The organism is Cellulophaga sp. BC115SP (assembly GCF_009905545.1).
Taxonomy (GTDB): Bacteria; Bacteroidota; Bacteroidia; order Cytophagales; family Spirosomataceae; genus Flectobacillus; species Flectobacillus rivi.
In genome coordinates this window covers 1-20805 of record NZ_JAAALB010000010.1, presented here as the reverse complement: position 1 = coordinate 20805, position 20805 = coordinate 1, and the positions used below count along the sequence as shown (strand labels likewise).

Below are 20805 nucleotides of genomic sequence, written 5' to 3'. Positions count from 1 at the left end.
CTTATGTCGTCCGTTAATCTTAAATATATATACCTTTTCATAGCATTTCTTACGAGTATTCAGCTTTTTGGGCATCCTATGCCAAGCTCGATGGTGGCACTCAAGGTGCATGAAAAAAGTATTTCTGGAGAAATACAATTACCCTTAGGCGAGCTCCAATCAGCTATTGGTATGGGAGTTGACGACCATTCGGAGCACTTGGTAGAACGCCTTGGTGATACACTTCGTCATTATTTAATGGCACATATTCGTCCAAGAAGCTTTGATGGAAAAGCTTGGACTGTAACCTTAGGGAAAATGTGGGTAACTGAGGAGAAAGCCAATCGAGCAACGGGCGATTATAGAGAGTTGATTGTGATGTTTTCGATGGTGCCTCCTGAGCATTATGATTTACGAAATTTTTATTTTGACTATGATGTGATTTTACATCAAGTAGCGAGTCACCAGATTTTAGTAAACATTAAAGAGGATTGGCAACAAGGTTTGGTTTCGGAAGATTCAACTTTACAACAAATTGGCATAATAGCTCTGGATATTCCAAGTGGTAAGATACCTGTTTTTCAAGTAAGCTTACAACAAGGTAGTACTTGGCAAGGCTTCAAGAATATGGTAGTGCTGGGTATTGACCATATTGCAGAGGGTACAGATCATATTTTGTTTATTTTGACCTTGTTATTGCCAGCGATGCTTATGGTTGAAGATAAAAAATGGGGCGCTTATAAAGGGTTCAAACCAAGCACATTGACATTACTTAAAATAGTCACAGCCTTTACCATTGGACATTCATTAACCTTACTGTTGGGGGCTTCGCAATGGTTGAATTTACCCGTAAAACCTATTGAAGTCTGTATTGCTATTACGATTTTGATTTCTGCAATACATGCGTTTAAACCCATTTATCCTAAAAGAGAAGTCTTAATTGCAGGAAGTTTTGGGTTAATTCATGGAATGGCTTTTGCCGAAACTTTGACTAATTTGGAGCTTTCAGTCAAACAAATGGTATTAAGTATTTTGGGCTTTAATATAGGAATCGAACTGATGCAATTATGTATTATTTTAGTAATATTTCCTCTATTACTTTTACTCTCTCAAACTCGACATTATACCATTTTCCGTCAAATTGGGGCAGTGATAATGATTGTAATGGCAATAGGCTGGATGGTTGAAAGAATAATTGAGTAAGCAATGAGTAAAGTATTTTCTAGTAGCAGGGGACTTTACCTCGCTACTAGAAATATCTTTTAGATAAAAGTAGTTTATCACTTACCATTAATCAAGGCTCCGCACTCCAAAAACTCTTCCTGCGGTTTTGCCTGTGTGTGCTTTGATGGTTACTCTGATTTTATCCTTATTCGCAGTAAAAGAAGTATTAAGCGGATAAGATATATCATAAAACTTGCCAGTTGCTCCACCTTTCAACTCTTGTGTTGCCAATACTTGACCGTCTACTAAAATATCGAAGAAACGACCTTTGTCATCACCAATATAAGTCATCAAAATCGATGCTTGGGTTGAATTAGCTTTGATTTTTAGGTCAAATGAAAAAGAGCCTCCTTTTCTGACTTCGCGACCTGTACGCCCTAGTGCGTCGCTCACATAAGATTCGCCATCGATGGTAAGGTTGTGGTCACGCTCGGGTTGCATTTCGCCAATTCTGAAATTGTCTACTGTTTTATCTTCTATCTCGTTCTGACGTTTTTTCTCTGCTTCATAAGCTGCCTTTTTCTCTTCCCAACCAGCTTTGGTAAAATAATCCCAATACACGCTGTAATGTTGTTGATAACTTTGATAAAAAGGAATCAGGGTTACTTCAAAAGGAACAGCTACTTGTTGGGTTTTGAAAGTTAAGGGAGAGTTTTCCACACTTTTTACCCACTGATTTACATTTTTATTATCCGTCAATAAAACAGGAATGCCATACACTGGATCGGGGTTTTCTTTGCCTAATTGTCCTGCCAAAACCAAAGGTCCGTACAATAAAGCGATACGGTCTTTGTTGTCAGGCATACTTTCGCTGTAAACCTGCATAGGCATATCGAGTGTCACTTGGTCACGATTATTCCATGTTCTTTCTACGACAATATAGCCATTGGCATCTGGCTCCGAAGTGACCGACTGTCCATTAACTTTTACTTGAACGCCGTTGGTCGCCCACCAAGGTTTACGAATTTTAAGGGCAAATTTTTGAGACTTGCGAAGTTCTAAAGTGAGTTGTGAATTGCCTTGAGTCGGATATTGTGTTTGTTGAGTCAATACCAAGCCTTTATCTTTCCAATTCAGACGAGAAGGAATGAATAAGTTCACAAACAGACTGCCATCAGCACCTTGAAAATAAATACTTTCGTTGTACTTCACATGGTTTTCCATTCCACTGCCAACACAACAAGTAAAGGTATTGAACTGGTCGCTGAAATCTTTTTTAGTACCCATTCTCAAGGGCACAAAATAGCACATCATGCCACTTTCAGGATTTTGTGACGCCAAAATATGGTTGTAAAGCGCTCTTTCATAATAGTTCGTCAACTCGCTATTGGGTTGCCAAGTAAACAAATGGCGAGTCAGCTTAAGCATATTGTAGGTATTACAGGTTTCGCAAGTGTTGTCACTTAAATGTTCGCTTAATTTGTCAGGCTCGCCGCAGTATTCGTAATTACTATTTCCGCCAATCACATAAGTATGATGGTGTACCATAATATCCCAGAAAAAGCTTGCGATAGTTTTATCAGACTCCAGTCCTGTTAGTTCGTATTGTCGGGCACTTCCAATGGCTTTGGGTACATTGGTATTCGAATGTTTGCCAGCCATCGGATTAATACGTTTTGACAAAGGCACCATCACAAAGTCGTCATAGAATTTATAAGACAAATCGAGATACTCTTTTTTACCCGTAATCGCATATAAGTTAGCCAAAACCTCAGCCATTCCGCCGTATTCGCATTTAAGCATTTTTTGTAATAACTCTGGCGAAAGTGGGTTAACTGTTTTTCCTGTCCAATCGGCCATACCTGTCACTACGGCTAAAGCTTGTTGGTTGCCACAATACAAGTACGCATCTAACAAACCCGCCATGACTTTATGAACTGTGTACCAAGGGCTCCAACCACCGTTGAGGTCAAAACCTCCAGACTTAATTTCGCCACGCGATACTTTCGTGAAAATAGAATCTTCTTTTGGAATAGCACCTACATAGCCCGTTTTACGTGCTTTTTGGCATTCTGCCAAAGCTGTTACCATTTCGTTGACACGGTCTTTAAACACTTTTTGTTGCGACGAAGCATACATCATCGCACATGCCGAAAGATAGTGCCCAAGCGTATGTCCCGAAAGACCTTCACTTTCCCATCCGCCATACACTGCGCCTTTGGTAGGTAAGCCCGCATTGAGATAAAAACGATGTAACAAGCGTTGTGGCTCGATACTCAACAAATACGCTGCATCTTTGTCTATCGCATTTTTGAATGGCGAACCTTCTAGTAAAGTTACTTCGTCCAAGTCGAATGGATAGGCCTGTAAGGTAACTTTGGGTTGTACTTTAAAGCGTTTGTCAACTTTGAGAGGAGTATAATTTTGGGCATTTATTTTTCCCAAAAACAATAAATAAAAAATAGAGAGAAGGGTGAGTTTTTTCATAGAGGAGAAGATAAAGAAAGGCTTTTATCTAAGAATGATGTCATGAGATAAAAGCCTTTACTTTTTAGTCAAATCGTTGTGGATTGAATGCTTGAATATCGATACTGGTAGGTTTTTCGCTGATAATTTCTTCGACCAATTTTCCTGTACCTGGCCCTAAACTAAGTCCCATCATCGAGTGCCCTGTAGCAATTACGACGTTGTCATAAGTACTAGTACGACCGATATAAGGCAAACCGTCCGCCGAGCAAGGTCGGAAACCATGCCAGATGTCTTTTTCGGCAGGAAATGCGATATCAAAAGTTGGTAAAAAGCTTTTGACTGATTGTAAAATTCCTTTTACACGTTGGAAATTCGGAGGAGTGTTTGTCGAAACCACTTCCATAGTACCTCCCATACGAATCTTGTTGCCATCCATAGGCGTTAATGCCACACGACCTTCTGCCAAAATAATAGGATGGTTGATTTGATGAGGACTATTTTCCAAAGTCAACGAGTATCCTCTACCCGCCATCAGTGGAAGTGTAATATCGACCAACTCTGCTAGTTCACGGCTCCAAGAACCCGCCGCTACCACTACTCCATCGGTAGCATATTGCTGTTTGTTGGAACGGATATGAGTGACTTTCCCATTCTTTTTCTCAAAACCCGTAATACTTTCATTCGTTTTGATTTCGATACCTTTTTGCTGTAAATCTGCGATAAGATTTTTCATTAAAAGGTTCGGATAAACATGAGTATCACAATTAAACTGTAGTCCCCCAATGGCATTGAGGGGCGTTTGTGGTTCTAATGCCTGTAACTGTGCTTTATCAAGATATTTTACATCAAGACCTAATTCATGTGCTTTTTCGACGGTATGGTGTGCGTGGGCTGCCACGGCTTCTGTTTGGAATATCTCAAGCATACCTTTACGCTCATAGCCAAAGTCAAAAGCAGCGTTCGCCTCCCATTCTTCAAATAGTTTTTGACTCAATAAAGAAATATCTCTCAAAGGCACTGCCGAATTCTCTACATGTTGAGGATTGGCGCTTTGCATAAATTTGAAACCCCAATTGATTAATGCTTTATTCAAAGAAGGTTTTACGTAAAAAGGACTCAAAGGATTAAACATCCATTTGATTCCTTGCCAAATAATCCCAGGTGCTGCCAAAGGCACAAAATGGCTTGGACATACATAGCCTGCATTACCATAAGAACAGTTATCCGATAAATCTCCTTTATCAAATACCGTCACCTTATAGCCCGCTTCATGCAAATAATAAGCAGAACTTAATCCTACAATCCCCCCGCCAATAATTGAAATGTGATTCATGGTATGTTGATTTGAAAATTTGAAGATTTGGAAATTTGAAGATGAGTAATCACATTTTCAAATTTCCAAATCTTCAAATTCTCCTATTATTTAAGTGAATAAAATCTCCAGTTGGTTTGATAATCTTTCGGTAAAAGTTTGCGAGAAAGGATAGCGCGCATCATTTCGATGGGGAGCTTGTTCTCCTGCATAAATTGATCATGAAATTGTTGGTAGGTCATTTTTTTCGTACCTACCAATTCATCTTTCAACGCTCTGATTTGTAAGCCTCCAATCATATAGGCGATTTGGTATAATGGGTCATAACCTCCTACAAACGAACGGCGTACTTCGCCCTCGGCATTGGCATATTCGTGACCTACACGGTCTACCAAAAAGTCGATACACTCTTGCGGCGACCATTTGCCAATATGATAATTGAGCGAGAAAATAATACGAGCACAGCGGTGCATACGCCAAAATAGCATCCCAACTCGGTCTTCTGCCGAACGAGGGAATTTCAAATCATATAACAGCATTTCCCAATACAATGACCAGCCTTCTACCCAAAATGGTGTTTCGAAATGACGATAGGTTTTGTATCTACGTGTCATAAACGATTGTAAACCGTGTCCAGCAATGAGTTCATGATGTACGGTAGCTCTCGAAAAATGAGGGTTGTTACCACGCATACTCATCATTTTTTGGTCATGCGTCATCGTATTGGTAGGATACGAAACAATAAACTCTTCACCGCCTAAGAAAAAAGGATTAACCAATTGACGCTCAGGACTCATCATCGACAAGCGCCAAGTTTCTTCCGCCAATGGTGGAATCGTAATCAAGTTGTTGTCTTTCAAGAAAGCGATAGATTCCTCATATAATTTGACCATCGCCGCAGGCTGTTGTCCAGGCGGAACGGCCGTTTGCTTTACTTTTTCTAAAGCAGCCTTCCAATTATCGCCAAAACCCATCTCACGACTAGCCTTGAGCATTTCGGCATCGCACCAAGCAAATTCCTTGTTGGCTATCTCCACCAGTTCTTCTGGCGAGTAAGGAATCATTTCTAATTTCAGTTTACGCGTGAGCTCTTCTTTGCCAATAGGATTGCCTACAATTCCCGAAGCATCGTTTTTGACTTGAGAACTTATGGTGGTAGCTTTCAGAAAAGCCGAAGAATAGCCCTTTAAGACGCTATCTAACTCGGCATAAGGTTTTGCCATCCACCAAGTAAACATCGGGTCATAGCCATTATAAAAACTATAAACAGAGTTCAAGGCAGATTTTAACCCCAAAGCAATACGACTACCTCGGTTAGATAAATCCTTGGTAAGGGTTTTTGTTTCCTTTAATTTGGCTTGTAGACTAGCAATTTGTTTCACACATTGATTAAGCTCCAATGCCAATTTAGGCGAATCGGGCATTAGACCTCTGCGGCGAGCCTTTTCTGCATCATAAATTACCTGTGCAAACGGAAACCAGTTTGCCAACTGCTGAAAGGCGGTAGCTTCTTCTTGACTTTGATAAATGACATCTTCCCAATCCCTTTTAATCAATAAGTAGTCCACACGCCCGCCAGCATCGAGGGCATTATAGTCTATTGGCTGTAGTTGCGTAAGATAAGACTGAGCTAGGGTTTTGAATCGCTCTCTACGCTCAGGAGAATGGTCAATCGTGTAAAAACGCTGTAAGTTGCCACGATCGGCATGATACATCTCGATAAGTTGTCTCAAAGCATCATTAGCAGCTATTTTCTGTGCCCAGCTAGGACCCGCACACAGCAAAAGCATCCCCAAAGTAATAAAGTATAATTTGACGAAGTGTTTCATACATAATGATAGTTAAGATGCCTAAGACGGTTTCCCAAGATAAATGGGTATAATGTAAAATTACTTTATTCAAGAAGGAAGCGCTATGTACATTTTATCAAGATATAATCAAATATTAACCAAGGATATAAGGAATTGTTGGAAATGGTGGTAATAAATAGGTATTGGGAAATTTAGATAATGAGAATTATGGTGAAAGTATTATTCTGATTCATGATAGCAGAATAGCGTAAGTAGAAAATAATCAGAGGGTTAATGTTGAGATTTTTTATAAATTCATTAGTATTGTGAGTGATGTTACCTAATTAGGCAACATTTTGCAATTGGATAAAAATATTATTGAAGGACTATATCAAATAATAGATTTCGACGCCATGAATAAATTACCCCGTATTGCTAAGATATTAATAGTTGAGCCGTATAAAATTACTGTAGTTTGGACTACGGCTGAGATACGAGTGATAGATTTCGAGCCATTTTTTCAACAATGGAATAAAAACGCTAACGCACATCTTCTAGCACTGAAAGATTGGGAGGTATTCAAGCATGTGGCAGTGAGTGAATCAAAAACATTAGAATGGTCGAATCATACCTCTGTTATAAATTTTAGAAATAAGCGTATTGAAGTTCCCACTAGCCTCGACCCAGACGTGCTTTATGAACAAAGTCTTTTCATCAAGAACATAGATACAATACCTGTAGGTGTTATGTTGAAAGAAGCCCGAGAAAAAGCAGGTCTTAGCCAAGCAGAAGTAGCTTTGAGCGCAGGTACAACCAGAAACTATATTTCAAGAATTGAAAACGGTAAAAGCGATATTCAATTAGAAACCCTTCACAAAATTGTAGCATTAGGTTTGGGAAAGGAATTGAAGGTGGAGGTGGTAGATTCTAATCTTTAAAGATATGCTCTCGATGCCAACGAATATTCTCAATATTAGGGTAGTGTTTTGATCCAAATGGCATCATAATCTTTTTTTGACGTAATTGTGCCAAACTGTAAGGGTGTTCTGTATTTTCACTAATTTGTGAAGAAACCAAAATCCTAAAATGGTCATCAATACTTACAAGACCTTTATCAAACGCTGTATGTAGGTTTGGACAAAGGGCTAATCCATTCGTGACTTTATCATCTTTTGAAACACTAAACGGGATGATGTGGGCAGCTTCAATTAAATCTCCACCAAAATCAGTGATAAGTTTCATTCCTGACATACAACAAGTGGAGGAGTAAACCTTTCTGATTAGGCGTGGAAATAAACCGCTTCTTACAAAAACTTCTTCTTCATCGATTGAGTTGAAGCCAATGTCATAAGTTGGAGCCTCTTTTTCGTTCAACAAAAAGCCTTCTAAATCGTTGATGTATCCTTTCCCAAATTGTTTGGCGATGACGAATTTTTCCTTCGTTTTTGTAAAATATGTGTCAAGAATAGTACGTTGGGCTAAAAGTCTAAATTCTGAATTTTGTAATAAGTGATAAAAGTCTTCCTGAAATGACGCGTATTTAACTACGTCCTTTAAAACATTAATGCTTTTGATGTGATTTGTGAGGGTGAAACCAAAATTGAGATGAAGTTTCCAAAAAGGCTCTCCCACTAGCTTTTCGTTTTGAAGATAATAAAAAGGCTGAGTGAAGTCTGGACTATGTGCTGTATCAACCAAAAGAGTCCAGTTTTCTCTAAAATGTGCTACAAAGTCAGGGTCAATGTAAAATTCATTCTTTAGAAAGTGCCCGTTTTCAATTAACTCGATAATAGTCAGGATCAGAATAAGCTTATGTGGAGCATTTCCATATTTGGAAGTGCCTTGTCGAATTGATTTGAGTTTTTGAATAGAACTTCGAACATCAATCATTTAAAAATGAGTTAAGATGTGAGATAAATAAGATTTAGAAATAAAATATAGTAACAATTATTGTAGAGAGAAAGAAAACGTTCATTTTTCCCCTAAAATCACAAAACCCCCTCAGAAATGAATCTGAGAGGGTTTTTGTGGTAAAGGGCGGACTCGAACCGCCGACACACGGATTTTCAGTCCGATGCTCTACCAACTGAGCTACTTCACCGTTCTGATTTCCCGTCACATTTTCGTGTTTTGTTCGTGTGTTTCGGGACTGCAAAATTAGTAGACAGAAATTAAAAACCAAAATGTTTTCGCAAAAAAAATGAAAAAAAAATGCGAAATTTTTAAAATTAGGGGCTTTTTGTTTGATTTTCAGAAAGTTACATCGATAAAAATTTTTACAAAAAAATAGAAAAAAATTAAAATAGTATGCTTGCATACTATTTTAATTTTACCCATCTTTGCAATATGCAGTTTTTTCATGAAAAAATATTAATTGAATATATTTGGTAGCTTTTTAAGGCAAAGTCAAGTGGTTTTCTCAAGATTTTGTCCCTATCAAAAGTAATCAGCAATAATCTCAACTTACTATGCAAGTCGTACAACAAATTCTATTTCTGTTAGCATTAGCTGCGGCAGGGTATTTTATCGGACAACGAATCAAAACTATTCGCAACACGATTTTACTAGGTCGTGACGAAGACCGTAGCGACCGCCCCGAAGAACGTCGTGCCATGATGCTACGAATTGCTTTTGGACAGCAAAAGATGTTTGATCGTCCGTTGATTGGTTTAATGCACTTCGTGATTTATGCAGGTTTTTTGCTAATCAATGTCGAGGTGCTCGAAATTGTCTTAGACGGTCTCTTGGGTACTCACCGTCTATTCGCTCCAATTTTGGGTGATACCTATCCCCTTTTGATTAATTTTTTCGAAACAATGGCATTTGGGGTATTGGTCGTATGTGTAATTTTCTTAGTTCGTAGAAATATCACCAAAGTAGAACGCCTTCAATCTACTCGTCACCGCGAGTTGAGTGGTTTTCCAGAAATTGATGCCAATACGATTTTGTTTTCTGAAATTATCTTAATGTTTTTTCTTTTGAGCATGAACGCTGCCGATAGTGTTTTGCAATCGAGAGGTGTTGAGCATTATCATCATGTAGGAACTTTTGCATTTAGTGGATTTCTCAAACCGATTTTTGAGGGATGGAATACAACCGCTTTGATTGCGTATGAGCGTTTGGCTTGGTGGTTGCACATTCTGGGAATTTTGGCTTTTGCCGTATATGTGACTTATTCAAAACATTTGCATATTTTCTTGGCGTTTCCCAATACCTATTTTTCCAACTTGGAAGCTAAAGGACAAATGGCTAATATGCCCTCGGTGACGCAAGAAGTAAAAATCATGTTAGGGCTCGAACAACCTGCCTCGGACGCACCTGCTGAAATTGGTCGTTTTGGCGCGAAAGACATCAAGGATTTGACTTGGAAAAACTTGATGGATGCTTATTCTTGCACCGAATGTGGTCGTTGTACTTCGCAATGTCCTGCCAATCTTACAGGAAAGGCGTTGTCGCCACGAAAAATCATGATGGATACTCGCGACCGTCTGGAAGAGGTTGGACGCAATATGACGCAAAATAAAGGGCAATTCGTGGATGATGGAAAGTCGTTGTACGGCGATTATATCTCAGCCGAAGAATTACGCGCTTGTACTACGTGTAATGCCTGCGTACAAGAATGTCCTATTAATATTTCTCCAGTAGATATTATTCTCCAATTGCGTCGATACCAAATCATGGAAGAATCTGATGCCCCAGGCTCATGGAATGCAATGTTTTCGAACTTAGAAAACAATCAGGCTCCTTGGAAATTCTCGCCAGCAGATCGATTCAATTGGGCGCAGAAAGAAGGATAAGGTTCAAAGGCACAAAGTGTTTGTTTCATTCGAAAAAATTTGAGCTATAAAATTAACTTTCACTTTGTGCCTATGCGCCTCTGCCACTTTGTGCCTCACAAAAAAACTTTTAACTCAAAAAACAAAACATAATATGCGTCGCTTCATCAGCATACTTTTCGGGGTCATCGGGTTTGGTGGTATTCTCTACTTGTTGGGTCCCAAACCTGATGCTCCAACTTTGAAAGACTACAGCTTTAGTCTTCCCGATTCTTTGAATGCTCTCGAAGCTCAAATAAATGCCGAAGAAAAAACCGTGAAGGGTATTAGAGAAGACAATCAGGCAAGAATTATTTGGGCCGATTCTTTACAAAAAAAGCCGACAGATGTTGCGCTTTTGTATGTTCATGGTTTTTCGGCAAGTCAAGAAGAAGGTGACCCAGTTCATACCAATTTGGCAAAAAAGTACCATGCCAACTTGTACCTCGCACGTCTCGCTGGGCATGGGATTGATTTGGGCGATAGCACCATGAAAAACCTTACAACAGACCAAGTATTAGAGTCGGTAGAAAAGGCTTTGGCTATTACTAAAAAACTAGGCAAGGAAGTTATTGTTGTAGGCACGTCGTTTGGCGGAGCGCTAACCTTATATCTTGCTTCGAGACATCCAGAAATCAAAGCAATAGTATTGTATTCGCCTTGTATTGAGATATTTGATAAAAATGCAGCAGCACTTGATAATCCTTGGGGTAAAAAATTAGCTACTGCTATTATGGGTTCAGAAATACGAGATTTTAAACCCTATAATCCGCTTCATGCCAAATATTGGTCAACACATTATCACGTTGATGGCTTAATTGCTTTACAAAATTTCTTGACTCATGTGATGACACCAGAGACATTTGCGAAAGTAAAATGCCCAACTTATTTGGCCTATTATTATAAAAATGAGCAAGAACAGGATAAAGTAGTATCAGTGCCTGCTATGCTCAAAATGTATGATGAATTAGGCGTTGATGCTTCGAAAAAGGAGAAACAAGTATTCCCGAATGCAGGCAACCACGTAATAGCCTCGTATGTACTTTCGAAAGATTATGAAGGAGTACAAAAAGGCACAGAAAAGTTTTTAGACGAAAAGGTTTTCCGACCATAAAATATTCAACAGATGTCACAAGCGCTAGAATTCAAAGTACCAACTATGGCTGATATGGCCATGCAAGGTGAAACCCCTGAAATTTTGTTTTGGGTAGGTTGTGCAGGGTCATTTGATGACCGATATAAAAAAGTTACGATTGCTTTTGCCAAAATTCTCAATCGTGTAGGAATCAAATTTGCGGTTTTAGGTACCGAAGAATCCTGTACTGGCGACCCAGCACGTCGTGCAGGTAATGAGTTTTTGTTCCAAATGCAAGCGACGATGAACATCCAAGTGCTGGATGGTTATGGCATCAAGAAAATTGTAACAGCTTGCCCGCATTGCTTTAATACCCTCAAAAATGAATATCCAGCTCTGGGAGGAAATTATGAGGTATTGCACCATTCGGAGTATTTGCAACAGTTGATTAACGATGGTAAAGTCAAAATGGCTGAAGGCGGTAGTTTCAAGGGTAAAAAGATTACCTATCATGATTCTTGCTATTTGGGTCGTGCCAATGAGGTTTATGAGGCGCCAAGAGCAGTATTAGAAGCCCTCGATGCCGAATTGGTAGAAATGAAGCGTTGTCGCACCAAAGGTTTATGTTGTGGTGCGGGTGGTGCACAAATGTTTAAAGAGCCTGAAAAAGGTAATAAGGATATTAACGTAGAACGCATCGAAGACGCCCTAGAAACTGGTGCACAAACCATTGCTGTAGCTTGTCCATTTTGTATGGTCATGATGTCGGATGGGGTGAAAAATAAAGAAAAAGAAGACTCCGTAAAAGTTTATGACCTAGCGGAACTCATTGACGCAAGTATGTAGTTGTTGGTGTAGGCTTTGGCAAAGAGATTCCCTATTTTTATCTTTGTCAAAGCTTACTAAAAGCCATTACAATTATGTACGTAGCATTCGAAAATATATCTCCTTCGGCACGTGTTTGGGTTTATCAAACAGAACGCCTTCTTTCATCTGACGAAACAGCTTTTGTTGGTCAATATCTTCAACAACAAATTGAACAATGGGCAGCACACGGTGCACCCCTGTTGGGAGCTTTTCAGATTATTCAAAATCGATTTATTATTGTAGCCGCCGACGAACAGCAAAACGCTGCTTCGGGATGCTCTATTGATGCCTCTGGGCGTTGGTTTAAGGAGTTAACACAACACCTCAATGTCAATTTCTTTGATCGCTCAATTGCCTATTTTAAAGGCGATACCATCGAAACTGTTGAGATGTTGAAAATCAGAGGATTGGTAACTTCTGGCGAGATTACGTCTGAAACTCCTATCGTCAATACGCTTGTCGCTACAGTGGCTGAGTTCCAACAGAAATGGACGCTTCCTGCAGGTGATTCATGGATGGCGAGATATTTTAAGCAATTAGTTTAGTTTATAGGGCTAAGGGTTTAGGCAAAGAGGCAATAGTGTATTGGGCTTACAAACATACATTTTACTGAAAGCTGATATCTCAAAGCCAAAAGCCAATCAGGCACATCAACAAACAATTAAAATCAAAATGGCTGAGAATTTATTTATTCCAGAAACAAAAGATAGAAAAGAAATATACGAGGCTGTTATCCCACAGATTGAAGCGCTAATCAGTACCGAAAGTGATTTAATTGCCAATTTGGCAAATATTGCAGCAGTCCTAAAAGAAGCATTCGGTTTTTTCTGGGTAGGTTTTTATTTAACCAAAGGAAATCAACTCGTTTTAGGGCCATTCCAAGGACCTTTGGCATGTACACGTATCAACTTTAATAAAGGCGTTTGTGGACATTGTTACACCACAAAAGAAACGGTAATCGTACCTGATGTTGAAGCTTTTCCAGGGCATATTGCTTGCTCTTCGGCGTCAAAATCGGAGATTGTACTACCAGTTTTTGATAAAGAAGGAAATGTGGCAATGGTATTGGACGTAGATTCTGATTTGCTCAATGACTTTTCGGAAGTAGATGCAGAAGGTTTAGGAAAAATCATGAAAGCCTTGGAAAAAACGCTCTAAATTTCTGTAATGCTGAATCGTCTCTAATTTATTGAATGACTGATTATTTTGCGTCAGTAGAGACGCAATCATTGCGTCTAAATCCAAGTTATATTACCAAAAAAGCGGTCGAAAATTATTTTTCGACCGCTTTTTTGGGTAATAATTGGAGAGTAATCCTAAAATCACTCAATAAGAAATGACTGATGCTGGTTGATTTATTTAATCAAATCAGCCAAGGTAGTGTCTTCCAATACCGTAAGGTTTGCATCACGCCATTTTTCCATCACACTACGAAGTGAACATGCTTCTTCACTCACACAGTCGTCACACTTGCCATAGAAATGCAAGGAGACACAAAGTGTTGGAGAAATTGGACCATCTATAATGCGGATAATTTTAGCAAAAGTTACTTGATCGGGAGACATTCTAAGATAGTATCCGCCTCCTTTTCCTTTTTGACTTTGCAAAATGCCATGGTTTCTGAGTTCCAATAGAATAGCCTCTAAGAATTTCTTTGGAATGTGCTCTGATTCAGCAATATTGGCAATCAACAAAGGACCTTTCTCATATTCACGAGCTAGTACTTTTAAAGCTTTTAAAGCGTATTTGGCTTTCTTGGAAATCATATTCTGTTTAGTTTCTTGATGCTTGAATCTTTTACTAAGGGATTTTTGGGCTCGAATCAATGGAAGCCTTTCTCCTCCATAACAAATCCAGTATCCAGAGTAGTTCTATTTGCTTTATAGACAAAGCTACATAAAATTTATGGGATTTGATAATTTTTCTAAAATTTGAATATGCCCAAAAAATGACTATATTTCAGTGAAAATGCTAATTTTTTCGTAAAATAATTATAGTTATAAGGTGAATGGAAAATGATTTTTATCATAAAACTGTATCACCTGTCATCGACTAGCAAAGAGTAGGACAACAATGAATATATCCTCATAACCTGTTGTCGCCATATATCATTTCAATTGAGATAAAAACTTTCTTTTCATGAATAACTCCACAGATGTCATAATTGTTGGAGCTGGTTTTGCGGGACTTACTGCCGCCAAAGCTTTGCTACAAGCTGGAAAAACGGTGCGGATTCTCGAAGCCCGCTCTCGTGTAGGCGGACGCGTACATACCGAGCATTTTGACGACTTCTATCTGGACATGGGTGGAACTTGGGTTGGTCCCTCGCAAGATAGAGTTTATGCCATGTTGAAAGAATATCAACTAGCCACATTCCCAACTTATGATGAAGGAAAAAGTACCTTAATGATGAATGGGAAACGTAAAAACTATAAAGGATTAATACCCCCCTTGCCTATTCCTGCGTTGCTGAGTTTAGATTTTGCGATAAAGAAAATCAATAAGTTATCTAAAACTGTGGATCTTTCAAGTCCTTGGAATACGCCGAATGCGCAGCATTGGGATAGTATGACTTTACAGACATGGATGAATCAACAGATGCGTTTTAAAACTGCTCGAAAACTTTTTGGAATAGCTTCTGAGGCTATTTGGGCAGCGCATCCAAACGAAGTTTCCATGCTTCATGCTTTATTTTATACTAAATCGGGACGAGATTTTGATACCTTGATGAATGTAAAAAATGGAGCTCAAGAAGAACGAATTTTGGGTGGAGCACAAACTTTAGCCCTCAAAATAGCGGATGACTTACCCGAAAATACGATTCTCTTAAATCATCGTGTAGACTCAATCGTGCAAGATGAACAAGGAGTTGAAGTCATTGGGAAGGATTTTCATTATCACGCTTCCAAGGTTGTTGTAGCAATTCCGCCTACCCTCACGCACAAAATACAGTTTTCGCCAGCATTGCCAGCCAACCGACAGCAGTTGGTTCAGCGAATGCCGATGGGGAGTGTTTGGAAATGTTATGCGGTATATGAAAAACCATTTTGGCGAGCAAAAGAACTCAACGGTTTAGCTGCAAGCGATGAAGGATATGTGAGTGTAACTTTTGATAATTCTCCCAAAGATGGCTCAAAAGGAATTATGATGGGATTTGTATTAGCAAATCAAGCAAAGGCTTTTTCTCTTTTGTCAGAGGCGCAACGTAAGGAAGTAGTGCTAAAACAGTTTACCCAATTTTTTGGCAAAGAAGCTCAAGCTCCCCTATTCTATGTGGATAAATCTTGGGCAGAAGAAGAGTTTTCGGGTGGATGCTACGCTGGACTGATGCCTACAGGAGCGTGGACAAGCTTGGGAAAACACCTTCGTGAACCTATAAAAAACATCCATTGGGCAGGTACAGAAACTGCCGAAATTTGGAATGGATATATCGATGGCGCCATTCGTTCGGGTGAAAGAGTCGCTGATGAAATCTTAGGGAAAATATAAAAATAGCCTCACGATTGATTTTTCGGCTATTTGTTAAACTTTTGTTAATATATACTTGAGTTATCCAAAGCCCGTTGTAAAGACATAAATTGATGTTTCAAAAACAAATCTTTGTACTATTATGAAAAAGTTAATGATGGCCTTGGCAATGTTTGGTGGAGTTTTATTTTCTACGCAAGCACAAAATAATGATAAAGCCCCTGTGAAAAAAATTGAAGTGACTGGTACAGCCGAAGAAGAGGTATTGCCAGATAAAATCTTTGTTTCGGTTACTTTGAGAGAATATTTCAAAGATAAAGACAACAAGAACCGAGTAGATATTTTGGTATTAGAACAGCAATTACAAAAAGCTGTGGCTGATGCAGGTTTATCTAAAGAAGCCTTAACAGTTGGAGGTATCAACGGTTATCGTGAATGGTGGGGTAAGAAAAAGCCTACTAATTTTCTAGAAAGTAAAACTTACACTTTGGCGTTAGCAAATCTTTCAAAAATTGATGCTATTCTGAATCGTGTTGATGAAAAAGGGATTTTCTCCACGAATATCGAGCGCTTTGAATATTCGAAAATTGAGGAGCTAAAAAAACAAGTAAAAATCAAGGCTCTTCAAAATGCTAAAGAAAAAGCTAGCTATTTATTAGCGGGTATTGGCGAGCAGTTGGGTGAAGCTTTGGAGATTTACGAAATCGATAATGGCTATTATCCGCAACCCGTATATGCTGCGATGAAACGAGAAATGACAATGGCAGCAGATACAGCTCCAATGCAAGAGAGTACAGTAGATGTACAAAAAATCAAGGTAAGATTTGATATGAAAGCTGTGTTTAAAATCAAATAAGGTGTTGAGTATTAATGCAAATACGCTTTAGGCTATAAGCAGTAGGCGTTAGGCAAAATAGAAACGCTTTTAAACTTTTAGCTTACGGTATATAGCGTACAGCCTATTGCAAGTTAAATTACAATTATTCAGGTGATTATATCAAAAAAGGGTATCGATTCCGATACCCTTTTTTTTATTCGTACAATGGCTGGTCAAATAACTCAACTTCAGGAACTTGACTTATATCTATCAAAGGCACTTTGTGTCTTAAATAAGCAGGAGTCTCAAGGTCTGTTTCATTAGGTATTTTTTGACAAAAACTATCTATCATACGTCTAATACGAAGCGTGTCATCTTCATGCTTGTAATAAAACGTTGGTTTATGTTCCGTTCTTTCTTCCTCTTCTTCATAAACATCCTCTTCTTCATAAACCACTACAGGTGGTTGAGGTTGAGGCTGGGTTTGAGGAACAGGCACTCTTTGTGGGTTATTGAAATTACCTACAGGTTTTGGTGATAATGGTCTATCAACAAGGTCTTTAATGGTAGTAGGCTTAGGTTTAGGAGCCACAATATGCTCTTTTTCTTCACCATTTTTACCATTGACAGGTAGTGGAGCATCGTCGCCCAAGTCAAATCCTGCGGCGATAACCGTTACACGCATTTCTTCGTCCAAATCATCATCTAGGATAAAACCAAGTTTGAAACCAGCAGGAGCTTCGCCGATTTCTCGCATGATATAGTCTGTGATAATTTGTTGTTCTTTCACGCCCATAACTTTTGCTTTACTAGTAGCTACAGTTACAAGGATACGTTTTGCACCTTTGATGTCTTTGTTATTAAGCAACGGCGAATCGAGGGCACTTTTGATTACTTCTGATGCACGATTTTGTCCTTTAGCTGAAGCTGTACTCATTACCGCTTGACCAGCGTTGCTAAGTACTTTTTTAACATCCTTAAAGTCGGCGTTGATTTTACCAGACTTGGTAATTACTTCAGCTACTGATTTGGCGGCATTGGCCAATACATCATCAGCGTGTTCAAATGCTTCGAGTATATTTAGATCTTCATAAATCTCAAGTAATTTATCGTTAAGTACTACCAAAACTGTATCACAAGTACGTTGTAGTTCCTCGATACCACGCATAGCAGCATCGATTTTTTCTGTTCCTTCCCACGAGTAAGGAGCAGTAACAATAGCAACCGTAAGAATATCAAGACTTTTGGCAACCTTAGCAATAACAGGTGCTGCCCCAGTACCTGTACCACCACCCATACCTGCGGTGATAAATACCATCTTGGTGCCACCTTCCAACAACGCTGTAATCTGAGCTGCACTTTCTTCGGCGGCTAATCTACCTTGTTCTGGTTCGGTACCCGCTCCAAGACCTTCGGTAAGAATGGCTCCTAACTGAAGTTTTGTAGGCACAGAATTATCATTCAAGGCTTGTAAATCGGTATTACAAACCACGAAATCAACATCCTGAATTTTCATTTCATACATGTGACGAACAGCATTGCTACCGCCACCACCAACGCCTATGACTTTGATAATATTAGAAGGCTTATCATCCTTTAGTTCGATATTATGATCAAAAAATGCCATACGCTTAAACGGGTTAAGGATTAATAATATTCAGTAAGGATAAGTTAGGGATTATGCTAGTCGCAAAGACAGGATAATCAAGTAATAGATGGTCGCTACCTCGGTCAGTTTACTTTGGTGTGCCAACCGCAAATTTAAGCTCCCAAAATTACAAATAATTTTAAATTACTCAGGTATTGTAAGTACCTATCAATATGACATATACTATAAAATTACATAAAAGTTGCCAGATTGATACATTATGCTTTTGATAATCAGCATATTTTAGTGAGTGGTCAATTTATAAACTTAAAAATCCTTTTTATTCGTATGATTTGAAACCATAAAAGTTGGAGTTCGGTGAAGGAGGTTTTGCTAACCGAGCCCCAACTTTTATGAAATATTGTTATTCGCTAGCGCCCCATTTCCATTCACGACCAAGCTCTAGTTCTTTGCGAAGATTTTGCTTAATGAAAAAATCACGTGTTGAGTAATAATCCATCTTTTTGGCAGGAATTTCTTCTGCATTTGCCATCGCATATAACATCATAGCTGTGTAACGAACGGTATTATTGATTTCATCCTTTTTAATCAAATCAAATTTGTCACAATTGGCATGATAGCAACCAATAGCTTCTGGTGCAATACTACCGATTGGCGACGCCGTAGGAATACCTTCAAGCATAAATGTTTGATGGTCGGAGTGCAAGCCTGCTTGATTGATGACTGTATTTTTGTAAGAAGGTTCAACTTTCTGAATGACCTGCCCAAATCTTGTAAATAGAGGTACCATTTCGTCACGCCCCGATGTATTGAATCCATTGGCGTTGTTTGCCATATCAAGGTTGAACATAAAAGCCACTTTGTTGATCGCATTGCTTTTGTTGAGCTTTTCGATCATGGCTTTTGAGCCTAGTAGACCTTCTTCTTCACCCATAAACATCACAAACTCGATCGTTCTTTTAGGTTTAAGTTTCAGTGCTTGGAAGGTACGAGCAATATCCAAAATTGAGAAAGACCCGATGCCATTATCTAATGCACCATGTGCCAAATCCCATGAGTCGAGGTGACCGCCAATGACAATTTTCTCATCTTGATGACGTTTGCTACTACCTTTGAGCGTTGCAATCACATTGCGAGCTTTAATCATGCGACTAAAGTTTTTCATGTCAATCATCGCTACCAAATTTGGTTCTTGACTCAACCACGCACGAAGTTCCATACCACTTTCGAGCGATACACAAACGGCTGGGATTTCAATCAGACTTCCTGTTACAGAGGCAGTACCTGTCAATAGGACATTCCCTTTTACTGTATTCACAAAAATGACCCCAACAGCGCCATATTGCATAGCTAGGGCAGTTTTCTCGGAACGGTGCAAATTACGTGGTCCTTTGATAGGTGCTAACAGACCAATGTTGACAAGGGCAATTTTGCCAGATAGCTTATCTTTCACTGCTTGAAAATCACCTTCTAAACCATTACCAACGTCAACTATTTCAGACGTAACTTTTGCCTCCACAGGAGTCATGGCTAACGAAACGACTTCGACATCACGGAAATTATCGCTTTTACGTGGCGCAATCGCTAACGTAACGGTATCGCGTGACCATGCTTCTACCTGAAATGGTTGGTATTTGACATCGCTAAAACCGTAGGATTTTAGTAATGCGTGTGCATATTCTTCCGCTTTTTTACCATTGCTACTGCCAGTAAGGCGATGACCAATGGTTTTGCAAGCTTGTCCTAGCGTTTCGTAAGCTTTCCCATTTGACAAAACTTCGGTATTGATTTGGCGAAAGATTTCTTCTAATTCGTCGGTTTCGTCTTTGATAGGGTTATAGGCAGCGGTACCAATGAGTAATACTACGGCAAGCAGACTCAAAAAACTTTTTTTCATCATGTTATGTTAAACAAAATTTGCTAAGAGTGGACACCCAATAGAATCAATTAAAACGAAATGGCAATAGTTCACACAAGAATAGTATGCAATCTAAAGTAAGAATTCAAAATTGGCTACGAAAGGGCGATGGTAGTTTTTGGAATGTTGACTACAATTTTATACAAATGACTATACTCTCCTAATTTATCGTACAAATAATTGATTCCCAAAGAAAAGCAATTTAAGGCTATGTGAAGCTCTACTCTTACTCCGTTCATTGGAATATGTATTTATCGAAATTTACAAAAAAAACCTTGTGTAGTAAATGCTTAGCAATCAAAATTTAGTATGTGTATGGTTTGGTTATTATTTACCTTATAACATTAGGTAAAGGTAATTTTAATGTTAGTCGGCAAAATTAAATAAATTTTACCCGCAATAGGCATTAAGCTATATGCTACTATACCCAGCTTTTTTAAGTAGACATATTTTTTTGATAATGAGACATTTGCATTTTTATCCATCTTAAAAAGCTGAATATTCTATTCTCAATAGCTGTAT

General features: G+C 38.8%; 17 protein-coding genes and 1 tRNA gene. 9 read left to right on the top strand and 9 right to left on the bottom strand.

From position 1 onward, the window contains the following. The first annotated feature begins 3 nt into the window (after positions 1 to 3). Positions 4 to 1182, top strand: a complete 1179-nt coding sequence (locus GVN22_RS09890; protein ID WP_166550871.1) for a HupE/UreJ family protein — start codon at positions 4 to 6, stop codon at positions 1180 to 1182. Between the two features lie 87 nt (positions 1183 to 1269). On the opposite strand, the gene GVN22_RS09885 is transcribed toward GVN22_RS09890, so the two are convergent. The 3 genes from GVN22_RS09885 to GVN22_RS09875 all read right to left on the bottom strand — a co-directional run bounded on the left by GVN22_RS09885 (position 1270) and on the right by GVN22_RS09875 (position 6753). Continuing rightward, a complete protein-coding gene (locus GVN22_RS09885; protein ID WP_166550870.1) occupies positions 1270 to 3630 on the bottom strand; it encodes a glycoside hydrolase family 127 protein in 2361 nt (786 codons plus the stop codon). 64 nt (positions 3631 to 3694) lie between these two features. Next, on the bottom strand, positions 3695 to 4945 hold the full coding sequence (locus GVN22_RS09880) for an FAD-binding oxidoreductase (protein ID WP_166550869.1): 1251 nt from the start codon (positions 4943 to 4945) through the stop codon (positions 3695 to 3697). Positions 4946 to 5031: 86 nt separating this feature from the next. Next, complete coding sequence (locus tag GVN22_RS09875) at positions 5032 to 6753, bottom strand: DUF885 family protein (protein WP_166550868.1); 1722 nt, start codon at positions 6751 to 6753, stop codon at positions 5032 to 5034. Positions 6754 to 7127: 374 nt separating this feature from the next. Here GVN22_RS09875 and GVN22_RS09870 point away from each other — a divergent pair, with 374 nt between their 5' ends. Next, on the top strand, positions 7128 to 7652 hold the full coding sequence (locus GVN22_RS09870) for a helix-turn-helix domain-containing protein (protein WP_166550867.1): 525 nt from the start codon (positions 7128 to 7130) through the stop codon (positions 7650 to 7652). Here the strand turns inward: GVN22_RS09870 and GVN22_RS09865 are convergent. Then, on the bottom strand, positions 7642 to 8604 hold the full coding sequence (locus tag GVN22_RS09865) for an HNH endonuclease (RefSeq protein ID WP_166550866.1): 963 nt from the start codon (positions 8602 to 8604) through the stop codon (positions 7642 to 7644). The genes GVN22_RS09870 and GVN22_RS09865 overlap by 11 nt on opposite strands. A gap of 138 nt (positions 8605 to 8742) precedes the next feature. Continuing rightward, positions 8743 to 8815: transfer RNA gene (locus tag GVN22_RS09860), tRNA-Phe, on the bottom strand. A 367-nt stretch (positions 8816 to 9182) separates the two neighbouring features. Between GVN22_RS09860 and GVN22_RS09855 the strand changes: the two genes are divergently transcribed. The 5 genes from GVN22_RS09855 (at position 9183) to GVN22_RS09835 (ending at position 13629) form a co-directional block, all read left to right on the top strand. Next, the gene (locus GVN22_RS09855) at positions 9183 to 10511 is read left to right on the top strand and encodes a (Fe-S)-binding protein (protein WP_166550865.1); all 1329 of its coding nucleotides are present in this window, start codon (positions 9183 to 9185) and stop codon (positions 10509 to 10511) included. Between the two features lie 133 nt (positions 10512 to 10644). Further along, a complete protein-coding gene (locus GVN22_RS09850; protein WP_166550864.1) occupies positions 10645 to 11643 on the top strand; it encodes a carboxylesterase in 999 nt (332 codons plus the stop codon). A 12-nt stretch (positions 11644 to 11655) separates the two neighbouring features. Continuing rightward, positions 11656 to 12450, top strand: coding sequence for a (Fe-S)-binding protein (locus tag GVN22_RS09845; protein WP_095161025.1), 795 nt, complete (start codon positions 11656 to 11658; stop codon positions 12448 to 12450). A 74-nt stretch (positions 12451 to 12524) separates the two neighbouring features. Beyond that, the gene (locus GVN22_RS09840) at positions 12525 to 13016 is read left to right on the top strand and encodes a hypothetical protein (RefSeq protein ID WP_166550863.1); all 492 of its coding nucleotides are present in this window, start codon (positions 12525 to 12527) and stop codon (positions 13014 to 13016) included. A gap of 127 nt (positions 13017 to 13143) precedes the next feature. Further along, positions 13144 to 13629: a GAF domain-containing protein gene (locus tag GVN22_RS09835; protein WP_166550862.1), complete on the top strand. Its 486-nt coding sequence runs from the start codon at positions 13144 to 13146 to the stop codon at positions 13627 to 13629. A 197-nt stretch (positions 13630 to 13826) separates the two neighbouring features. Here GVN22_RS09835 and GVN22_RS09830 read toward each other — a convergent pair whose 3' ends face one another. Further along, positions 13827 to 14237 carry an Rrf2 family transcriptional regulator gene (locus GVN22_RS09830; protein WP_095161028.1) on the bottom strand — a complete coding sequence of 137 codons (411 nt, stop codon included), beginning with the start codon at positions 14235 to 14237 and terminating at the stop codon, positions 13827 to 13829. Positions 14238 to 14610: 373 nt separating this feature from the next. Here GVN22_RS09830 and GVN22_RS09825 point away from each other — a divergent pair, with 373 nt between their 5' ends. Together GVN22_RS09825 and GVN22_RS09820 are read left to right on the top strand one after the other, a co-directional pair. Then, positions 14611 to 15960, top strand: coding sequence for a flavin monoamine oxidase family protein (locus tag GVN22_RS09825; RefSeq protein WP_166550861.1), 1350 nt, complete (start codon positions 14611 to 14613; stop codon positions 15958 to 15960). A gap of 121 nt (positions 15961 to 16081) precedes the next feature. Beyond that, the gene (locus GVN22_RS09820; protein WP_166550860.1) at positions 16082 to 16795 is read left to right on the top strand and encodes an SIMPL domain-containing protein; all 714 of its coding nucleotides are present in this window, start codon (positions 16082 to 16084) and stop codon (positions 16793 to 16795) included. A 175-nt stretch (positions 16796 to 16970) separates the two neighbouring features. Here the strand turns inward: GVN22_RS09820 and ftsZ are convergent, their stop codons facing one another. The 3 genes from ftsZ to GVN22_RS09805 form a co-directional block, all read right to left on the bottom strand. Then, positions 16971 to 18383: a cell division protein FtsZ gene (gene ftsZ / locus GVN22_RS09815; protein WP_166550859.1), complete on the bottom strand. Its 1413-nt coding sequence runs from the start codon at positions 18381 to 18383 to the stop codon at positions 16971 to 16973. A 385-nt stretch (positions 18384 to 18768) separates the two neighbouring features. After that, on the bottom strand, positions 18769 to 20265 hold the full coding sequence (locus GVN22_RS09810; protein ID WP_205690842.1) for a M20/M25/M40 family metallo-hydrolase: 1497 nt from the start codon (positions 20263 to 20265) through the stop codon (positions 18769 to 18771). A 113-nt stretch (positions 20266 to 20378) separates the two neighbouring features. After that, a complete protein-coding gene (locus tag GVN22_RS09805; protein WP_166550858.1) occupies positions 20379 to 20522 on the bottom strand; it encodes a hypothetical protein in 144 nt (47 codons plus the stop codon). Positions 20523 to 20805 lie beyond the last annotated feature (283 nt).

Coding starts and splice junctions, on each gene's coding strand:
- GVN22_RS09890 (WP_166550871.1), top strand. CDS start 4: ATGTCGTCCGTTAATCTTAAATATATATACCTTTTCATAGCATTTCTT.
- GVN22_RS09850 (WP_166550864.1), top strand. CDS start 10,645: ATGCGTCGCTTCATCAGCATACTTTTCGGGGTCATCGGGTTTGGTGGT.
- GVN22_RS09825 (WP_166550861.1), top strand. CDS start 14,611: ATGAATAACTCCACAGATGTCATAATTGTTGGAGCTGGTTTTGCGGGA.
- GVN22_RS09830 (WP_095161028.1), bottom strand. CDS start 14,237: ATGATTTCCAAGAAAGCCAAATACGCTTTAAAAGCTTTAAAAGTACTA.
- GVN22_RS09875 (WP_166550868.1), bottom strand. CDS start 6,753: ATGAAACACTTCGTCAAATTATACTTTATTACTTTGGGGATGCTTTTG.
- GVN22_RS09885 (WP_166550870.1), bottom strand. CDS start 3,630: ATGAAAAAACTCACCCTTCTCTCTATTTTTTATTTATTGTTTTTGGGA.
- GVN22_RS09820 (WP_166550860.1), top strand. CDS start 16,082: ATGAAAAAGTTAATGATGGCCTTGGCAATGTTTGGTGGAGTTTTATTT.
- GVN22_RS09870 (WP_166550867.1), top strand. CDS start 7,128: ATGAATAAATTACCCCGTATTGCTAAGATATTAATAGTTGAGCCGTAT.
- GVN22_RS09845 (WP_095161025.1), top strand. CDS start 11,656: ATGTCACAAGCGCTAGAATTCAAAGTACCAACTATGGCTGATATGGCC.
- ftsZ (WP_166550859.1), bottom strand. CDS start 18,383: ATGGCATTTTTTGATCATAATATCGAACTAAAGGATGATAAGCCTTCT.
- GVN22_RS09810 (WP_205690842.1), bottom strand. CDS start 20,265: ATGATGAAAAAAAGTTTTTTGAGTCTGCTTGCCGTAGTATTACTCATT.
- GVN22_RS09855 (WP_166550865.1), top strand. CDS start 9,183: ATGCAAGTCGTACAACAAATTCTATTTCTGTTAGCATTAGCTGCGGCA.
- GVN22_RS09865 (WP_166550866.1), bottom strand. CDS start 8,604: ATGATTGATGTTCGAAGTTCTATTCAAAAACTCAAATCAATTCGACAA.
- GVN22_RS09880 (WP_166550869.1), bottom strand. CDS start 4,945: ATGAATCACATTTCAATTATTGGCGGGGGGATTGTAGGATTAAGTTCT.
- GVN22_RS09835 (WP_166550862.1), top strand. CDS start 13,144: ATGGCTGAGAATTTATTTATTCCAGAAACAAAAGATAGAAAAGAAATA.
- GVN22_RS09840 (WP_166550863.1), top strand. CDS start 12,525: ATGTACGTAGCATTCGAAAATATATCTCCTTCGGCACGTGTTTGGGTT.
- GVN22_RS09805 (WP_166550858.1), bottom strand. CDS start 20,522: ATGAACGGAGTAAGAGTAGAGCTTCACATAGCCTTAAATTGCTTTTCT.